This is a genomic window from Winogradskyella aurantiaca (assembly GCF_003362725.1).
GTDB classification, from domain to species: domain Bacteria; phylum Bacteroidota; class Bacteroidia; order Flavobacteriales; family Flavobacteriaceae; genus Winogradskyella_A; species Winogradskyella_A aurantiaca.
Map to the genome: position 1 here is coordinate 228,192 of NZ_QKTV01000003.1, position 15,883 is coordinate 244,074.

General features: G+C 38.0%; 13 protein-coding genes. 8 read left to right on the forward strand and 5 right to left on the reverse strand.

Annotation, left to right across the window (positions count from 1 at the left end; translation table 11 throughout):
* Positions 1 to 22 precede the first annotated feature (22 nt).
* From DN064_RS07150 to DN064_RS07180, 7 genes are all read left to right on the forward strand, one after another.
* Positions 23 to 1,336 carry a BatD family protein gene (locus tag DN064_RS07150; RefSeq protein WP_157962260.1) on the forward strand — a complete coding sequence of 438 codons (1,314 nt, stop codon included), beginning with the start codon at positions 23 to 25 and terminating at the stop codon, positions 1,334 to 1,336.
* Positions 1,333 to 1,791 carry a DUF4381 domain-containing protein gene (locus DN064_RS07155; RefSeq protein WP_115461951.1) on the forward strand — a complete coding sequence of 153 codons (459 nt, stop codon included), beginning with the start codon at positions 1,333 to 1,335 and terminating at the stop codon, positions 1,789 to 1,791. Before DN064_RS07150 ends, DN064_RS07155 begins: the two co-directional genes overlap by 4 nt.
* Before the next feature lie 49 nt (positions 1,792 to 1,840).
* Positions 1,841 to 3,037, forward strand: a complete 1,197-nt coding sequence (locus tag DN064_RS07160; protein WP_115461952.1) for a formylglycine-generating enzyme family protein — start codon at positions 1,841 to 1,843, stop codon at positions 3,035 to 3,037.
* 63 nt (positions 3,038 to 3,100) lie between these two features.
* Positions 3,101 to 3,856 carry a hypothetical protein gene (locus tag DN064_RS07165; RefSeq protein ID WP_157962261.1) on the forward strand — a complete coding sequence of 252 codons (756 nt, stop codon included), beginning with the start codon at positions 3,101 to 3,103 and terminating at the stop codon, positions 3,854 to 3,856.
* A 196-nt stretch (positions 3,857 to 4,052) separates the two neighbouring features.
* Entirely contained in the window at positions 4,053 to 4,886 is an 834-nt protein-coding gene (locus DN064_RS07170) for a DUF481 domain-containing protein (RefSeq protein WP_157962262.1), read from the forward strand.
* Positions 4,887 to 5,001: 115 nt separating this feature from the next.
* A complete protein-coding gene (locus tag DN064_RS07175; RefSeq protein WP_157962263.1) occupies positions 5,002 to 6,015 on the forward strand; it encodes a DUF481 domain-containing protein in 1,014 nt (337 codons plus the stop codon).
* Between the two features lie 56 nt (positions 6,016 to 6,071).
* Positions 6,072 to 8,231 carry a tetratricopeptide repeat protein gene (locus tag DN064_RS07180; protein WP_115461956.1) on the forward strand — a complete coding sequence of 720 codons (2,160 nt, stop codon included), beginning with the start codon at positions 6,072 to 6,074 and terminating at the stop codon, positions 8,229 to 8,231.
* Here the strand turns inward: DN064_RS07180 and DN064_RS07185 are convergent.
* Genes DN064_RS07185 through tilS form a run of 4 tightly spaced genes read right to left on the reverse strand, consistent with a single transcriptional unit; the run spans position 8,228 to position 13,733 of the window.
* Positions 8,228 to 9,766, reverse strand: coding sequence for a YifB family Mg chelatase-like AAA ATPase (locus DN064_RS07185; protein ID WP_115461957.1), 1,539 nt, complete (start codon positions 9,764 to 9,766; stop codon positions 8,228 to 8,230). The two genes, DN064_RS07180 and DN064_RS07185, sit on opposite strands and share 4 nt — an antisense overlap.
* A gap of 28 nt (positions 9,767 to 9,794) precedes the next feature.
* A complete protein-coding gene (locus tag DN064_RS07190) occupies positions 9,795 to 10,754 on the reverse strand; it encodes a YheT family hydrolase (protein WP_115461958.1) in 960 nt (319 codons plus the stop codon).
* A 40-nt stretch (positions 10,755 to 10,794) separates the two neighbouring features.
* Positions 10,795 to 12,417, reverse strand: coding sequence for an adenine deaminase (ade, locus tag DN064_RS07195; RefSeq protein WP_115461959.1), 1,623 nt, complete (start codon positions 12,415 to 12,417; stop codon positions 10,795 to 10,797).
* A gap of 2 nt (positions 12,418 to 12,419) precedes the next feature.
* Positions 12,420 to 13,733: a tRNA lysidine(34) synthetase TilS gene (tilS, locus tag DN064_RS07200; RefSeq protein WP_115461960.1), complete on the reverse strand. Its 1,314-nt coding sequence runs from the start codon at positions 13,731 to 13,733 to the stop codon at positions 12,420 to 12,422.
* 119 nt (positions 13,734 to 13,852) lie between these two features.
* On the opposite strand from tilS, the gene DN064_RS07205 reads away from it, so the two are divergent.
* The gene (locus DN064_RS07205) at positions 13,853 to 14,545 is read left to right on the forward strand and encodes a hypothetical protein (RefSeq protein ID WP_115461961.1); all 693 of its coding nucleotides are present in this window, start codon (positions 13,853 to 13,855) and stop codon (positions 14,543 to 14,545) included.
* Between the two features lie 3 nt (positions 14,546 to 14,548).
* On the opposite strand, the gene DN064_RS07210 is transcribed toward DN064_RS07205, so the two are convergent.
* Positions 14,549 to 15,838: an anthranilate synthase component I family protein gene (locus DN064_RS07210; protein ID WP_232827431.1), complete on the reverse strand. Its 1,290-nt coding sequence runs from the start codon at positions 15,836 to 15,838 to the stop codon at positions 14,549 to 14,551.
* Positions 15,839 to 15,883: the final 45 nt, after the last annotated feature.

The window sequence follows — 15,883 nt, forward strand, 5'->3', positions numbered from 1 at the left end:
TTTAATCTGTACCACAAGCGTATTGGCACAGACAAAACCTGCCAAAATATGGGCAACCGCGACCTTTAATAAGTCTGAAGTAATGTTAGGTGAGCCAATTGTTGTAACGGTTACTGTCTATACAAGCACCTGGTTTTCGAGTCCACCAATTTTTGAAGAAATTCAGGTAAAAGGCAGTCTAATGGCCAAGCTGGAACAGCGCAACAGTGCAACCTCAGTTACGATTGGTAGAAAACAATACCCTGCTATAAAACAGCGGTTTGTAATATATCCTAACGTGATAGGGACTAATACACTTCCGGGATTTAAAGTTACTACCAACTGTCCACCTGAAGGAGGTTATAAGGGTGAACGGAGAGAAATTTTCAGCAAAGAAAGGACCTTCAATGTGTTAGCACCACCAGAAGGAATTGATCCAAAATCCTATATAGCGGCCTATAAAGTTTCTTTAAAAGATCAATGGAATTCGAACTTTAAAAACCTAAAAGCTGGTGATGTCTTAGAGCGACGCGTAACGATTACGGCCTCTGGTGCCTTGGCGGCAGCGATTCCACCTATAGCTTATGACTCCGTTGAATTTGGTAGCATCTATGTCAAGTCGCCTATGCTGGTTAACCGTCAGAACCGTAATAGATTTAGTGGAGAGAGAACTGAAATTATTAATTATCTGCTGGAAAAGGAGGGTGACTTTAGCCTTCCGTCGATTAAAGTGCCTTGGTTTAATATAAAAACAAAATCAATGGACACTTCTTCTCTGGATTCTATTAATCTTTCAATTGCCGCTAACCCGGACCTCAGTTTTATATTGTCCAGACAAAAAGAATTGCAGAACGAACTGGCTGAGTCTAATAAACAAACAGGAGTGACTAAAAGTCCCTTTGAATTATTAGGTCTTAATTGGTGGCAACTATTTATCGTTCTTTTACTTGTTTTAGTGGCACTAAAAATGGTGATCAGTTGGGGCAAAAGAATCAATAATGTAAGGATACATAAGAAAAATAAACACCTCGATTCCGCAGACTATTATTTTAACATACTGAAGAGATCTGTGCAAAGTGAATCTAGCAATGATATTATTAAGGATTTTTATGCATGGTATGATAGATATCGGCAGCATGAATTTGGGCCTCAGTTTACCGAATTTCTGATAGAGTTAAATAACCCAACCTTAAACGAATTACTAAGGCATGACATGAGGCAAATCTATTTATCGAACTCTTCAATAAAGCCTGAGTCCATGAAGAAACTTGTGAAGGCTATTGAATCTCATAAATCACATAAAATAAAGAATAGCTTAAAAAGCTTAACTCAAGATTTAAATCCAATAAATCCATGATAATTCAAGATCAGGATATTAATAATGTAATAGAACCAACCAGCGTCTCTTATTGGCCTCTCCAGCCGGGCTGGTATATTTTGATTGCCATTGTAATTATTGTACTCATACTAGTGGCCTGGAATCGTTACAAGAAGTGGCTTAAGAATGCTTACAAACGAGACGCCATTAAAACTATTAATTCCCTTCCCAATGATGCGAACTTCTTTTTCCAATTAAATAGCATCATAAAAGCGGTAGCAATTGAATCTTACGGCCGCAATAGCGTGGCCAGTTTAACTGGGAAAGAATGGACTTCTTTTCTCGCTAAACCTGAAAATTGCAGGGATTTAAATTCCAAGGTGCTCAAAAGTCTTGAGTCCCAACAATATCAGAAACATGATTCACCAATCGACGACTTAATTATAACTGCAACTAAATTTGAATCAATCAACTGGATAAAAAAGCACAAATAATTACAAAAATTAACACCTGAATATTATTTTTGAGTATCTCCATGAAACCATGATATTTAAAAAACTACTTCTACTCGTCGCTTTTAGTTTAATGCTTGGATGCAAATCTGAACCCAAGCAACAAATAGTCCAAGACAAAGTTGATTCTAAAACCGATTGCCATCCACAAGGTGGACGATCAGCCCTTATTGCAGGTGGTTCTGATGTGATCAACCAACATAAAATCCAAATCGATTCCAACAGTATTCATGAGTCGATTGAAAAGACTAACGAAATACATTCAGATAAAAAGGTGAAAGAAGGTGTTCCTGATGGAATGGTCCTTATCAATGGAGGCACGTTTACTATGGGTGCTGTTGGTGACCTAACCCTCCCAAGAGAATATCCGCGACACCCTGTTACAGTAAGCAGTTTTTATATGGATACACACGAGGTAACCAATGCAGAGTTCAAAGTATTTGTTGATGCTACAGGATACAAAACCATTGCAGAACGTCCAATAGATTGGGAAGAACTTAAAAAGCAGTTACCAGCTGGAACGCCTAAACCACCAGAAGAGAATCTAAGACCTGGTTCCTTATTATTTAAATTAAGGCCAGGAGTTACCGACCTCACCAATTATTTTCAATGGTGGGAATGGACTGTTGGCACCAATTGGAAACATCCCGACGGTCCAGGAAGCAGCATTCAAGGTAAGGAGAGTCATCCTGTGGTCCATATTGCCTATGCCGATGCCAAGGCTTATGCCCAATGGGCTGGTAAACGTTTACCAACTGAAGCTGAATGGGAATATGCGGCTCAAGGTGGTCTAAAAGATCCTATTTACCCATGGGGTGATAAAGATGTTAACGACACACCCTTTGAGTGCAATTTCTTTCAGGGTCAATTCCCATCTTTCAATTCGTCGGAAGATGGATATTTAACTACGGCACCAGTAGGAAGCTTCAAATCTAATGGTTATGGCTTATATGATATGGCTGGAAATGTCTGGGAAATTGTGAGCGATAAATTCGATGAGGATTATTATTCAATGCTATCAACAGAAACACCGACCATAAACCCAAAAGGTTCTTATCGCAGTTACTACCGCGAGAACAACTACGCCAAACACACCGTCATCAAAGGAGGTTCCTTTTTATGCAATGATAGTTACTGTTCTAGTTATCGTGTGTCTGCGAAAATGCCACTCGAAACTGATTCAGCCATGAATCATGTAGGATTTAGATGTGTTCAAGACATCAAATGATTCTTCTAATTGTTTTGTGCCTCCTAAAATTATCTTAAATTAACCTCACTAAACATCAATCTCATGAAAAAGACCCTTCTCCTGTTAGCCGTATTGTTCTCATCTCTAATGTTTGCTCAAAATGATGATGATACTTCCAGTAGTTCTGCACAACCTACAAACGAAAAACAACGACGGAATGAAGTCAGCCTGGAATTTCTAGGAATGATTGACGGAAGGTTTATACCTGCTTACGAACGCTCTTTTGGGAAGCACTGGTCCGCAAAAGTTGGAATTGGATATAAAGTTAAGGAAGGACTCGTAAATTTCTCCGGCCTTGATGGAGAAAAATTAAAGACAGGTGATATTAATTATGACGGGGGAGTGTTTTATGGAGAAGGGCGTTATTATGTAAATGCCTTTAATAATGGACGTGCCGTTGGTTTTTATTTTGGATTGTATATTAAATATTCAGGGTTCCAATCAGACATTGGAGGTACCTATATTACAGACGAAGGAGAAAACTTCAACTTTTTGTTTGATACAAATATTGGGGTAACTTCAAGTGGTTTTCAATTAGGTTATAAACTACCAATTGGGAAGCGTTTTGCCGTGGACTTTTTAATTGCTGGACCTGGAACTGCCAGATACAGTTTCGATATAAAGAATAGATCTGACCCCTTACCAGATGAGTTCTTTGATGACCTGAATGATCTTCTTGAAGAATACGGTTTTTTTGAATTAATTGATACTGATTTTGATTTTCAACCAAGTGATAGTTCAAGTGCTTTTAATACCGTTAACTTTAGATACGCTATAAGCTTTTCGTTTAACTTCTAAGTTACTGTAACATCTGCAACGATTAGTATTAACCCTTATTATAGTCTTAAACTGCTGGACAATTGCAGCACAAAACGACACCATAAGAGTTAAAAACGGTGGTGTTTTTTATGGTAGAATTAAAGGATTAAAATCAAGTGTTTTAATTGTTAAAACTCCCAATAGTAAAAAAGACTACCAGATCAAATTTTCTCGTGTGACCGAGCTAATTGTACAACGGCAATGTTACGTCATCCTTTCTGGTGGGCGAAGAAAGGCCGGCTATATCAAATCATTCAACCCTGATGAATTTACTCTCACCTATTCTGATGGAAGTTCGGAGACCTATCCCCTAACAGACTTAGTAGTTTTTGATATTATTGGCAGCACTTTTTTTAGGAGATTCAGAGCCTATATAGATGTGAGTTATAATCTCACAAGAGCCGACAATGCGAGTCAAATTTCAGTTGGTGGAGGCCTGCGTTACATCAGTCCGCAATGGAAATCTTCTTTAGACTTTTCAGCACTGGATTCCCAACGAAATAATGCCGACAATATTAGCAGGGTTAGTGCGCAATTAGACGTACAACGTGTGACAAATAATCGAAATTTCCTGCTTGGTGGTCTCGCCTACTTATCTAATACCGAACAATCGCTCCAAGGACGGTACTTGTTTAGATTGGGTTTTGGACGGTATATGGTTTTGTCCAATAAACTCGCCTGGGGCGTTAACCTTGGGATTAATTACAACGTTGAGAATTTTAATGATATGACCACCCTTGCTCAACAATCAGTAGAATTAGGTATTGGCACTGAATTGGATATGTTTGATTTTAAGAATTGGACCCTGAAATCCACACTCATTGTATATCCCAGTTTAAGTGAAAGCGGGCGATGGAGAGCGGATTACAATCTTTATTTTAAATGGAATTTACCACTTGATTTTTATTTAAAGCCCAACCTGCAATTTAATTATGACAATCAGGCGGCTAGTCGAGGGAGCGAATTCGATTATATTTTTACGCTAGGTGTGGGTTGGAAATTTGACTGATTTCATTAAATGTTTATTGCTTAAAACGAAACTTTTTCATCTTCAGAGAAATGCGGTATATTTAAAGCAAAAAACACAATCAATTATTTATTGTACCAACCAAACTAAAACGTCTATGAAATTTATCTTATCTCTCATGATACTTTTGGTTTCAGTCCAACTTGCGACTTCTCAAAATGATACTATAAAAGTTAAAAACGGAAATGTTATTTATGGGGAGATTAAAAAACTCAGATCCAGTGTCATCACCATTGAAACCCCTTACAGTGATAGCGATTTTCAAGTAGAGTTCCCACAGGTGACTGAAATTCATATACAAAGGCTATGTTTTATAGTATTGACTGGTGGGGTTCGCAGAACTGGTTACATCAAATCTGAGGAGCCTAATCAATTTACCCTAACACTGCAAGATGGCACTAAGGAGACCTATCCTCTGACCCATTTAGTGGTATTAGATGAATTAAAAGACAGTTTCTGGAAACGGATTAAAGGAAATGTGGACCTCAGTTACAATCTCACTAAAGCCAATAATGCCAGACAATTGACCTTGGGAGGAGGCTTAAGTTATAGAGGACCCAGGTGGAATTCTAGTGCCACCTTTACATCTTTAAAATCCAACCAGGATAATGTGGATGAAATCCAAAGAACGGATGCCAATGCCAATGTGCAACGTGTCCTTCCAAGGAATTGGTATCTGTTAGCTACCTATAGTTTCCTTTCCAACACTGAACAGGCGTTAAATGCCCGTAACTCTATTAGACCAGGTGCGGGTCGCTTCCTAGTGTTATCCAATCGTTTATCATGGGGACTTAATGCCGGTCTCAACTTTAACTTTGAAAGTTTCTCGGATGCCACCCCTGACAGGAATTCAACAGAACTTTATCTTGGATCTCAATTTGATATGTTTGATTTTAAGGACTGGAGCCTCTTAACCAACATTAATATCTTTCCAAGTTTAAGTGAAAGTGGACGATGGAGGATTGATTACAACCTGGATATCAAATGGGACCTACCATTGGATTTCTATATCAAGACCAATTTCCAGATCAATTATGATAACAGGCCAGCAGCAGCAGGTAGTGATCTGGATTATATCTGGACTACAGGTGTTGGTTGGGAGTTTAATTAAACCTGGTATTATCATCATCATTAATCAAACAACATCAATCCTCAATCAAATAAACCTTGACTACTGAATCCACAAAGAAGAAATGGTTACAGACCTTACAATTTTTGGCTGCCTATTTGGTGGCTGCGTGGACTTTTTTGCAATTTGTAGATTGGATATTGAATCGTTACAACATATCACCCTATTGGGTTGATTTATTACTTTGGGTGTTTGTTGGTATAATTCCATCACTCGCTATTTACTTCTTCAATAAAGAACGTATCAATAAACGCCTACTTAACAGGCGTGAAAAAATACTTTTTCCTTTAAATGTACTCTTAATTATGGCTGCTACCTATTTTGGGTTCAGCAATAGCGATTTAGGAGCCACTACCAAAGAGATTAAGTATACGGATGAGGCTGGTGTACCACAGAGTAAGACCATTACCAAAGAAGAATTTAGAATTGGCATACCTATTTACGGCTTCGAAAACACCAAAAACAATGACAGCATCTCCTGGTGGCGTTATGGTATTGGAGACCTTTTAGTTTATGATTTGGAACAGAACAAAAGCCTAAGCCCATATGCCTTCTTTTTTACTGATACCTCTACGAAAATAACCGAAGCATCCACATTTGAAGACTTTTATGTGGACGGAAATTATGAGAAAAATGGCGATGATATCACCATTAACGTATTTATTAGAAAATCTAATAATGCCAAAGTTCTCAGCAAGCAGACTTTTACTGGCACAAGCTTTCTTGACCTATTAGATGAGATTAGCTACTTTATAACAGAACAAGCGGGATTTGTTGAAACAAACACTATTCGATACCTGGACTATCCATTGAGTGAATTCATGAGCGCCTCAGAAGAAGCTATGAAAGAGTTTGTGAATGGTAACTATGACGATGCTGTAGCTATTGACACCACATTTGCCATGGCCTATCTTGAAGATGCAAAAAGAGCGCAACGCTTTAATCGTGGCAGCTTAGAAGTACAAGATATTATTGACAAGGCCTATTCCTATAGAAATGAGCTCCCGCTTCAAAAACAACTAGAGGTTAATATACAACGAAGTTTAGCCTATGGTAATTTGGAAGAAGCGGAAGAACTGGTAGACTTACAATTGCAAGTTGATCCTACCAATGAATTCTATAATCAAGTTCTATTCTCAATATATGGGAAAGAGAAAGAATTGGATAAATATTACGAGCGATCCGAGTTCTTATTTTACCAGGATCCCAAACCGGCAAATGGGGTTAATATGGCTAATGCGGCCTTGGTGACGGGTCAGGACAAATTACTACTGCAAGAAATAAAGGCCTTTGAATTAGTGAATCCTGATTTAAAATTCTTCAGGATTCAACCATATTTGTTTCAAGAAAAATATGACGAAGCTGAAGACTTATTAAAAGAATTAGATTTGGTCAAGTCGGGCTATCAATTTAGAGCTCAGGTTTATGATACCGCTGTTACCTATCTGCAAAAAAACAAGTTAAATAAAGAGTATTATCAACCTTTTGTTGGACGCTTTAGATATGATGTTAATGAGCAAGTAAAAACCTTTTGGATAGAAAACAATCGATTGCTTTGCTATACAAATAACAGAGGAACAATGCCATACGTACTCTCAGGAAAATATAAGGCAGCAGCTGGCGCGGTTAATGACTATACAAGTGAGTTGGAACTTGTACTTGATAGTTCAAAGAGAGTTGTTGGCATGTTAGAGCGTGTTTATGACTATAGAACTATGGGAACTTATTGGCATTGGAAAGAGGACCAATCTATCACAGCAGCCCATATGGCATTCGAGGCAGGAGATCTAGACAAAGCAAAATCCTTGTATGAAATTGCCTTAAGAAATAATCCAAAGCATAGTTATTTAAAAAATATATTGGATCACATCAATTATAAATTTACTACGGATCCTGAAATCATTAAAGCGCAGAATGAACGCTACGTCGGTACTTACGGTCCACGTCAATTTTACATCATTGATGATAAGTTTTACTATAAGCGAAAAAGCGAGGATACCAATCTCCCTAGAGTTCAACTCTTACCAATGGATGAAACAAGATACATGGATCTCACCCGTTTTAATACCATCATGGAGTTTAGCAAGGATTCAACGGGTGTTATGGCCTCTAGCGGCTATAATTTTAGTGTTGCAGACAACAAATTTGCTTGGGAAGAATTAAATAGAGAGCGCAATTATTTTCTAAAAGACAACTAACCTAACCACCCCTCCCTATCCAGGCTTCTATACTGGATAGCTTCACTTATATGACTTCCAACAATAGATTCTGACTGATCGAGGTCTGCTATAGTTCTGGCCACCTTTAAAATGCGATCATAGGCTCTTGCCGATAAATTCAATCGTTCCATGGCAGATTTTAACAGTTCTAAAGAAGCTGAATCTAACTGGCAGTATTCTCTAATTTGTTTGGTACTCATTTGTGCATTGTAATGCACTGTGTCCAGGTCTTTGAATCGTTCGGTCTGAACGTCTCTTGCTAGGGTAACCCTTTTTCTTATTTCAATTGATGCTTCCCCTTTTCTGCTTTCTGCCAGTTTTTCAAAAGGAACAGGGGTTACTTCAATATGAATATCGATTCGGTCCAATAAGGGACCAGATATTTTACTAAGATAACGCTGCATCTCAGCGGGAGAAGAGGTCACTGGAGCATCCGGATCGTTAAAGTAACCCCCAGGACTTGGATTCATACTGGCAACTAACATAAAAGAAGACGGATAAGTAACCGTAAATTTTGCTCTGGAAATGGTCACATCCCGATCTTCTAATGGTTGCCGCATCACTTCCAGAACACTGCGTTTAAATTCGGGTAATTCATCTAAAAACAGTACACCATTATGTGCCAGAGAAATCTCTCCAGGCTGTGGATAGGTTCCGCCACCAACCAAAGCAACGTCACTAATTGTGTGATGTGGACTTCTAAACGGACGCTGGGTCATCAATCCTGTATGCTCTTTAACGCGTCCAACCACAGAATGAATCTTAGTGGTCTCCAATGCCTCATGTAGAGTCATTGGTGGTAAAATACTTGGTAAGCGTTTAGCTAGCATTGTTTTTCCAGAACCTGGTGGCCCAATTAATATAATATTATGTCCCCCAGCAGCCGCTATTTCCATACAGCGTTTAATACTCTCCTGCCCTTTGACATCCGAGAAATCGAATTCAGGAAAATCCAAATGTTTATAAAACTCTTCCCGGGTATCTACAATGGTTGGTGCAATTTGTTCATTACTGTCAAAATGCTCTATTACCTCTAGAATGTTTGAAGCTCCCAATACTTCTAAATCATTGACTATAGCCGCCTCTTTAGCGTTTTGCTCAGGAAGAATAAAGGCCTTAAACCCCTCTTCCCTTGCCTTGATGGCAATCGGTAACGCTCCTTTAATTGGTTGAAGACTTCCATCTAAAGATAGTTCTCCCATGATCAGGTATTTATCCAAATCCTCCGATTGTATTTGGTTGGAAGCAGACAAAATTCCAACGGCCAGAGTTAGGTCATAAGCAGAGCCTTCTTTTCTAAGGTCTGCCGGTGCCATATTAATGGTTATTTTTTTGCCCGGAATTTTATATCCATTATTCTGTAAGGCAGCAGCAATACGGTAATTACTTTCTTTAATGGCATTATCTGGCAAACCTACTAAGTGATAGCCAATACCTGAGTCAATATTAACCTCAACTACAATGGTTGTTGCCTCTACCCCAAAAACGGCACTGCCATAAACCTTTTTTAGCATAAGGAGTTGATTTCCTTAAAGCTACAAATTAAATATCAGATAAAAACTCGAGGGCCCGAAGCTCATTGTAGTAATATTCTTGTTTTGATTTAAACCCAACATGACCCCCATATTTGGGCATTTCTAAATACAAATTTGAATTGGTTTTGGCCTCTTTTACTGGATAACAACCATGCGATAAAAATGAGTCATTTAAGGCGTTGATGATTAAAGTAGGAATCTGAATTCCTGAGAGAAACTGCAAACTACTACATTTTTCGTAGTAATCTAGTGCATCCCTAAAACCATGAGCTCTGGAGGTATATACATTGTCAAAGTCAATTAATAGTTTAATAGAATCGATATCTTGTTTGGAAATGCGTTTTGGAAATTGTTGCTGTTTCTGCTGAAGTTTTGCTTTTAGATGGTCTAAAAACCGCATCGCATAGGGTTTGTTTTTTAGCTTGTGCAATTCGTAACATGAGCCATTAAGATCGCAGGGTACCGACACAGCTACAACACCTTTTAACTCTTTTGGTATAATATTTCCTTCACCAAGAAATTTTAGAGCCAAATTACCACCCAGACTAAAACCTTTAATATACATGTGCTCATACTTATCTAACTCGACCAGATGGTCCAGGACTTCTTTTAAATCCTCTGTAGCTCCAGAATGATATGAGCGATACAGTAAATTAGGCTCCCCGCTGCAACTACGAAAGTTAACAGCTACCGCATCAAATCCATTCTCACTAAATAGCTTAGCGGCTGAGGTTATATAAGGTCTCTGCGCAGTTCCCTCAAGGCCGTGTAATAAAATAATGAGCTTTTCAGTTGATTGATTGGAGTAACTCCAATCCAAATCAAGAAAATCACCATCGGATAGATTTATTCGTGTCCTGGATTGTTCCAATCCATGGACCTTTCTAAACAGTCCTGAATAAACTGTAGAAACGTAGCCATTTTTAGCCCAAAATGGGGGTTGGTATGTGGATTCTATTATGGGCAATTATTTATAACAACTTAGAATCTAAAAATAGGCATTTATTCTAGATGGATTCAAGTGAGGTAAATTGAAATTTAGTGCCGTCAAACAAGCCCAGATCACTCAATTTAAGTGAGGGAATAACAAGAAGTGCCATAAAGGATAAAGTCATGTAAGGAGCATTAAGTTGCGAACCCAAAGATTTAGCCATTTGATCTAATTGCGCATACGCCTCACCGGTACTTTTGGCATCTGTATTGCTCATGATCCCAGCTACGGGAAGTGGCATAACTAATTCATTATCATTCGAAACAGCACTTAAACCACCTTTGGATTCAATAATTAAATTTACAGCCTTACAGATAGAAATATCATCAACTCCAACCACCACAATATTATGGGAATCATGCGCCACTGAACTTGCAATTGCACCATCTTTTAAGCCGAAATTTTTGATAAAAGCTACTGAGGGTTTTGCATTTGAATAGCGATTGATAACCGCAATTTTAAGGATGTCATTACTAATATCGGATATTAAGTTACCACCCACAAGCATTGTCTGAGTAGAGAGACAGTTAGTTATCAATTGACCTTCTAAACATTCAATAGCTTTAATTTGGTTTGATTTCCCATTTATTTCGAAATCTTCTGGCTGCTTTAAGGACGTTGAAAAATTATTAAGCACTTCAAATTCCGATGAAGTAATGAGGCTTCTACCTTCATCACTTACCAATTCACCATTGATATAGGTCTGAAGAACCTCAAAAAACTCTATATCTTTAACCAAAATAAAATCGGCGTTATCCCCAACTCTTAGGGTGCCAACATCCAAATTGTAATGATCAACAGGGTTTAAACAAGCCACCTCAAGAACTTTAAAAAGGTCTAATCCTCTCGAAATTGCTCTGACCACTAATTGATTGATATGCCCCACCAAAAGCTCGTCCGGGTGCTTATCATCCGAACAAAACATCATGTTTTGAAAATGGTCTGGAAGTAGATCAATTAAGGCGTTAAAATTTTTGGCGGCACTTCCCTCCCGAATAAGGATTTTCATCCCCTTCTCCAACTTTTCCAAGGCTTCCTCATAGGTAAAACATTCATGATCAGTTGAAATCCCGGCTGCAATGTAGGCATCCAGATCCGCACCTCTTAATCCGGGTGCATGACCATCAACAGGTTTATTAAAGGATTGTGCCCAATTAATTTTTTCAAGCACTTCCTCGTCTTTATAAATTACCCCGGGGTAATTCATCATTTCTGCCAGATATAATATCTCTGGCTTCTGGAGAAGTGCCTTTATACCCTTGGCATCAATGGTGGCACCCGCTGTTTCAAAACTCGTGGCTGGGACACATGAGGGGGCACCAAAATTAAACTTGAAGGGAACGGTCTTACCATTTTCAATCATGAATTCCACCCCTTGTACCCCAAGGACATTGGCAATTTCATGTGGGTCTGATACCGTTGCTACTGTGCCATGATTCACGGCAATTTTGGCAAACTCAGAAGGCACTAGCATGGAACTTTCGATGTGGATATGCGCATCAATAAACCCTGGAAGGATGTAGGTCTGTGGTGCAGAGTCAATTTCAATTATATCAGAAATGTAGCCGTCAATAATTATGATTTCCCCGGGAAAGATCTTCCGATTTCTGATATCAACTATTTGACCCTGAATTTTCAAAACTATGCTTCCAATTGAATATGAAGTATCGACTCTGTGTCCGATGTAGCTACGCATTTGTTATTTGCGCGTTTACCAACCACCCAAATAACATCATTCCCAGAACATAAAACCCATGTGCGCTCCTTTTCAGTTAGGGAACACTTTTCATCTTTAAGGAATTTACTAATCTTTTTAGTCCCTGACATGCCCGAAGGGACAAAACTATCACCTGCTTTCCAAATTCTTAAAACCAGAGGGAATTCTACCTTATTCTCATCCAAATAAACTTCCGACTTTTTTGTTTTACGTAATGCCTGTATCTTATTAAATTTTAATTGTCCATGCGGAAATAAAATGCATTCGTCTCCTTCTTTAATTGTGATGGACCTAAAAACTGGAGGGTTAACATCGGTGAGTATCAACACCTCGCGATGTTTGATTAAACGATGGCTTTCTGATTCAACATATTTACCAGATTTAGCGTCTAATAAATTAAGTACATCATCCCACTCCGTAAATCCATAATCTTTAAACATTTCGTGCAAATAAGCCCTTGAATTATTAACCTTTTTGAACTCAGATACTTTATAATGTATTTCATTATCATCCAAATGGGTAATAGCTCTTTTAGCAACAGCGTTGAGGCTTTCTTCAACAATATCACCCGTTTCATTTAGGTTGTTTATGGTAGATTGAAAACTTCCTATTAAATTAGGATTAATGGCCTTTAGAATTGGCACCACTTCATGCCTTAACTTGTTTCTTAAATATTTTCTGGACTTATTGGAGGTGTCCTCTCGCCAGTTCCAACCACTTTCAGTTGCGAGTTGAAGAATCTCATCTCGTGAAAATGGTAACAAGGGTCTTACTATGTTTTCATTGAGTATTGGAATTCCTGTTAATCCGTTTATACCTGTACCACGGGTGAAGTTGATTAGAAATGTTTCCAGATTGTCATCCGCGTGATGCGCGGTTAATATATAGTCAAAATGGAGCTGACTTGAAAGTTCCTGAAACCACTTATAACGCAATTCACGGGCAGCCATTTGTAGACTCACTTTATTTTGAGTCATATATTTTTCCGTATTAAACCCTTGAATAAAAACTTCTAAACCAAGATTGTCAGCGAGGTCCTTTACAAAGCTTTCGTCAGCGTCACTTTCGGCACCTCTTAATTTAAAATTACAATGCGCTAAGGTCAAATCTAAATGCGCTTTAAGGCATAATTGGGTCAAAACCACACTATCAATGCCTCCTGAAATAGCAACCAAAAGGCGCTTATCTCGCAGAAATGAAAGTTCATTATTTAAAATAGAATTAAAGGCATCAAGCATGTGGTAAATATACAATTTTGAAATACCTCATGAACGTTTCTTAGATTTCAAAAGTGACAAATATCATAGTAAACCGAAGTGAAATGCAATAGCTTTAATGGAATTTTAAAACTAAAATTATGAGCACCTTAAAAGACCTTTCGTCAAAATCTGCAAGAGAGACCTTTAATAAAAAGGTGTTATCGGCAGTACCACATTTACATCCTTATGTTAAGCACCGCATTTACATAGGCGAATCCACTGGAATCATCCCAAAAAACATGTACTCTTCCAATGGTATTATTGATGAATGTATTATTAAACTATATTCTAACGGTTATGATATTGAAGCCAAATCAAACATTATAAAGCTTCAGCTGTTTAAACTTGTTGACGAATATTTAGTTCAGCTGTTTAAAAAAGAGGCATTCCATAAGAATACAACAAGTACCGACACCATTCTTAAGGACGAACTTTCACGCCTAAATGAAGACTTTACCATGGATGCCGATTCAGATCTGATTCTGAATACCGAGTTAACAGATATTAGTTACCATCAGCATGATAAGGATCCTCACATTTATTTGTATACCGACAAGGAAACTTCATTTTTAAATGCATTCGAAATTGAAGATTTAAGTAAATCTAAAGCTCCTAAACTGGTGCATCATTTTTACAGTTGGTTGCCTGTTAATATTTCCAGTATAGTTGACATGTACCTGTTTGGACATTTAACTTTTGAGGAGATTGCCAAGGTTAAAGAACAACAAAAAGAACGTATTGAAAGTATATTCGATAAGGTCAAGAAAAGCTTTAGAACTCATTTAGAATAGTGGTTAATTCTCCAGAACTTCCCGCATGGCCTTTGCTTTGAGGAGGCATTCCTCATATTCAGTCTGAGGATGACTTTTTGAGGTAATAGCACTTCCTACGGAAAAGGAAGCATATTTTTTTGTCGCATTATAAAGAATGCTCCTAATGACGACATTAAAATCAAAATCCCCATTGGGTTTAAAATAGCCGACACTTCCTGAATAGAGGCCTCTTTTAGTTTCTTCTAGTTCTTCTATGATTTTCATGGCCGAAATCTTTGGAGCCCCAGTCATACTGCCCATTGGGAAGGCTTGTTTTATAACTTCTATTCCAGAAACATCAGCCCGCATTTCAGATTCTATGGTCGATATCATTTGATGCACCTGCATAAAAGAATACACTTTGCACAACTCTGTTACCTTAACCGTTCCAGCTTTAGCTGTCTGAGACAAATCGTTTCTAACCAAATCCACAATCATAATATTTTCACTGCGTTCTTTTTCATCTACAACTAACGCTTCTTTTAATGCATGGTCTTCATCCGGGTTTGATGAGCGACGCGCCGTACCTTTTATTGGCTGAGATATAATGCGTCGACCTTCTCGCTTAATAAAACGTTCAGGCGTTGCAGATAACAGATACTTATCTTCAAATCGTAAAAAGGTTGAAAATGGTGGCCTAGAGATGCTATTGAGATGTTTGTATGTAGCAATTGGAAACAATTCTATCTCTTCAGCATAAAACTCCTGGCAAAAATTAGCCTCATAAATATCCCCTCTATGAATATGCTCCAAAAGCGTATTGACCTTATCAAAATAGGCATCCTTATGAATACGCATCTTGATCTTTGGTGGATCATGCTTAAAAGAATTGATTTCAGGAGTATTGTTTATTTGAACCAGATCAGATTGTAATTCCTGTTCAAATTCAGCTAGATATTGGATCTTAACATTATTACCCTCTATTAAAAACAATTTCTTTGGTTGAAAAAAACACAACTCTGGAAATTCCAATTCATCAAAATTATTTGATGACAAATCTTCAATGCTGTTTTTAAGGTCATAAGTCAAATACCCAAATACCCAATCTTTAAGGGACTCTATAAATTGTTCCAGCTCAGTGAAGGCGTTTGGTGAAGCCGATTCAATTTTGCTATGTGCTCCTACGGCTAGAATAGCGTCATACTGCGTATAACCACTATTGTGGTTATTTGAGTCCATCCATATACAATGCGTTCCGTTTTGAGCCCAGTGCAACAACCGCTCGTTGAATGCCTCAATACTATCAACCTCAATTTGTGTGGTAGTTCTCAAATGCAACAATTACAAAAACTAAAATATAGCGAAATATTTAAAGGA

Coding starts and splice junctions, on each gene's coding strand:
- DN064_RS07155 (WP_115461951.1), top strand. CDS start 1,333: ATGATAATTCAAGATCAGGATATTAATAATGTAATAGAACCAACCAGC.
- DN064_RS07160 (WP_115461952.1), top strand. CDS start 1,841: ATGATATTTAAAAAACTACTTCTACTCGTCGCTTTTAGTTTAATGCTT.
- DN064_RS07165 (WP_157962261.1), top strand. CDS start 3,101: ATGAAAAAGACCCTTCTCCTGTTAGCCGTATTGTTCTCATCTCTAATG.
- DN064_RS07175 (WP_157962263.1), top strand. CDS start 5,002: ATGAAATTTATCTTATCTCTCATGATACTTTTGGTTTCAGTCCAACTT.
- DN064_RS07185 (WP_115461957.1), bottom strand. CDS start 9,766: ATGCTAAAAAAGGTTTATGGCAGTGCCGTTTTTGGGGTAGAGGCAACA.
- tilS (WP_115461960.1), bottom strand. CDS start 13,733: ATGCTTGATGCCTTTAATTCTATTTTAAATAATGAACTTTCATTTCTG.
- DN064_RS07205 (WP_115461961.1), top strand. CDS start 13,853: ATGAGCACCTTAAAAGACCTTTCGTCAAAATCTGCAAGAGAGACCTTT.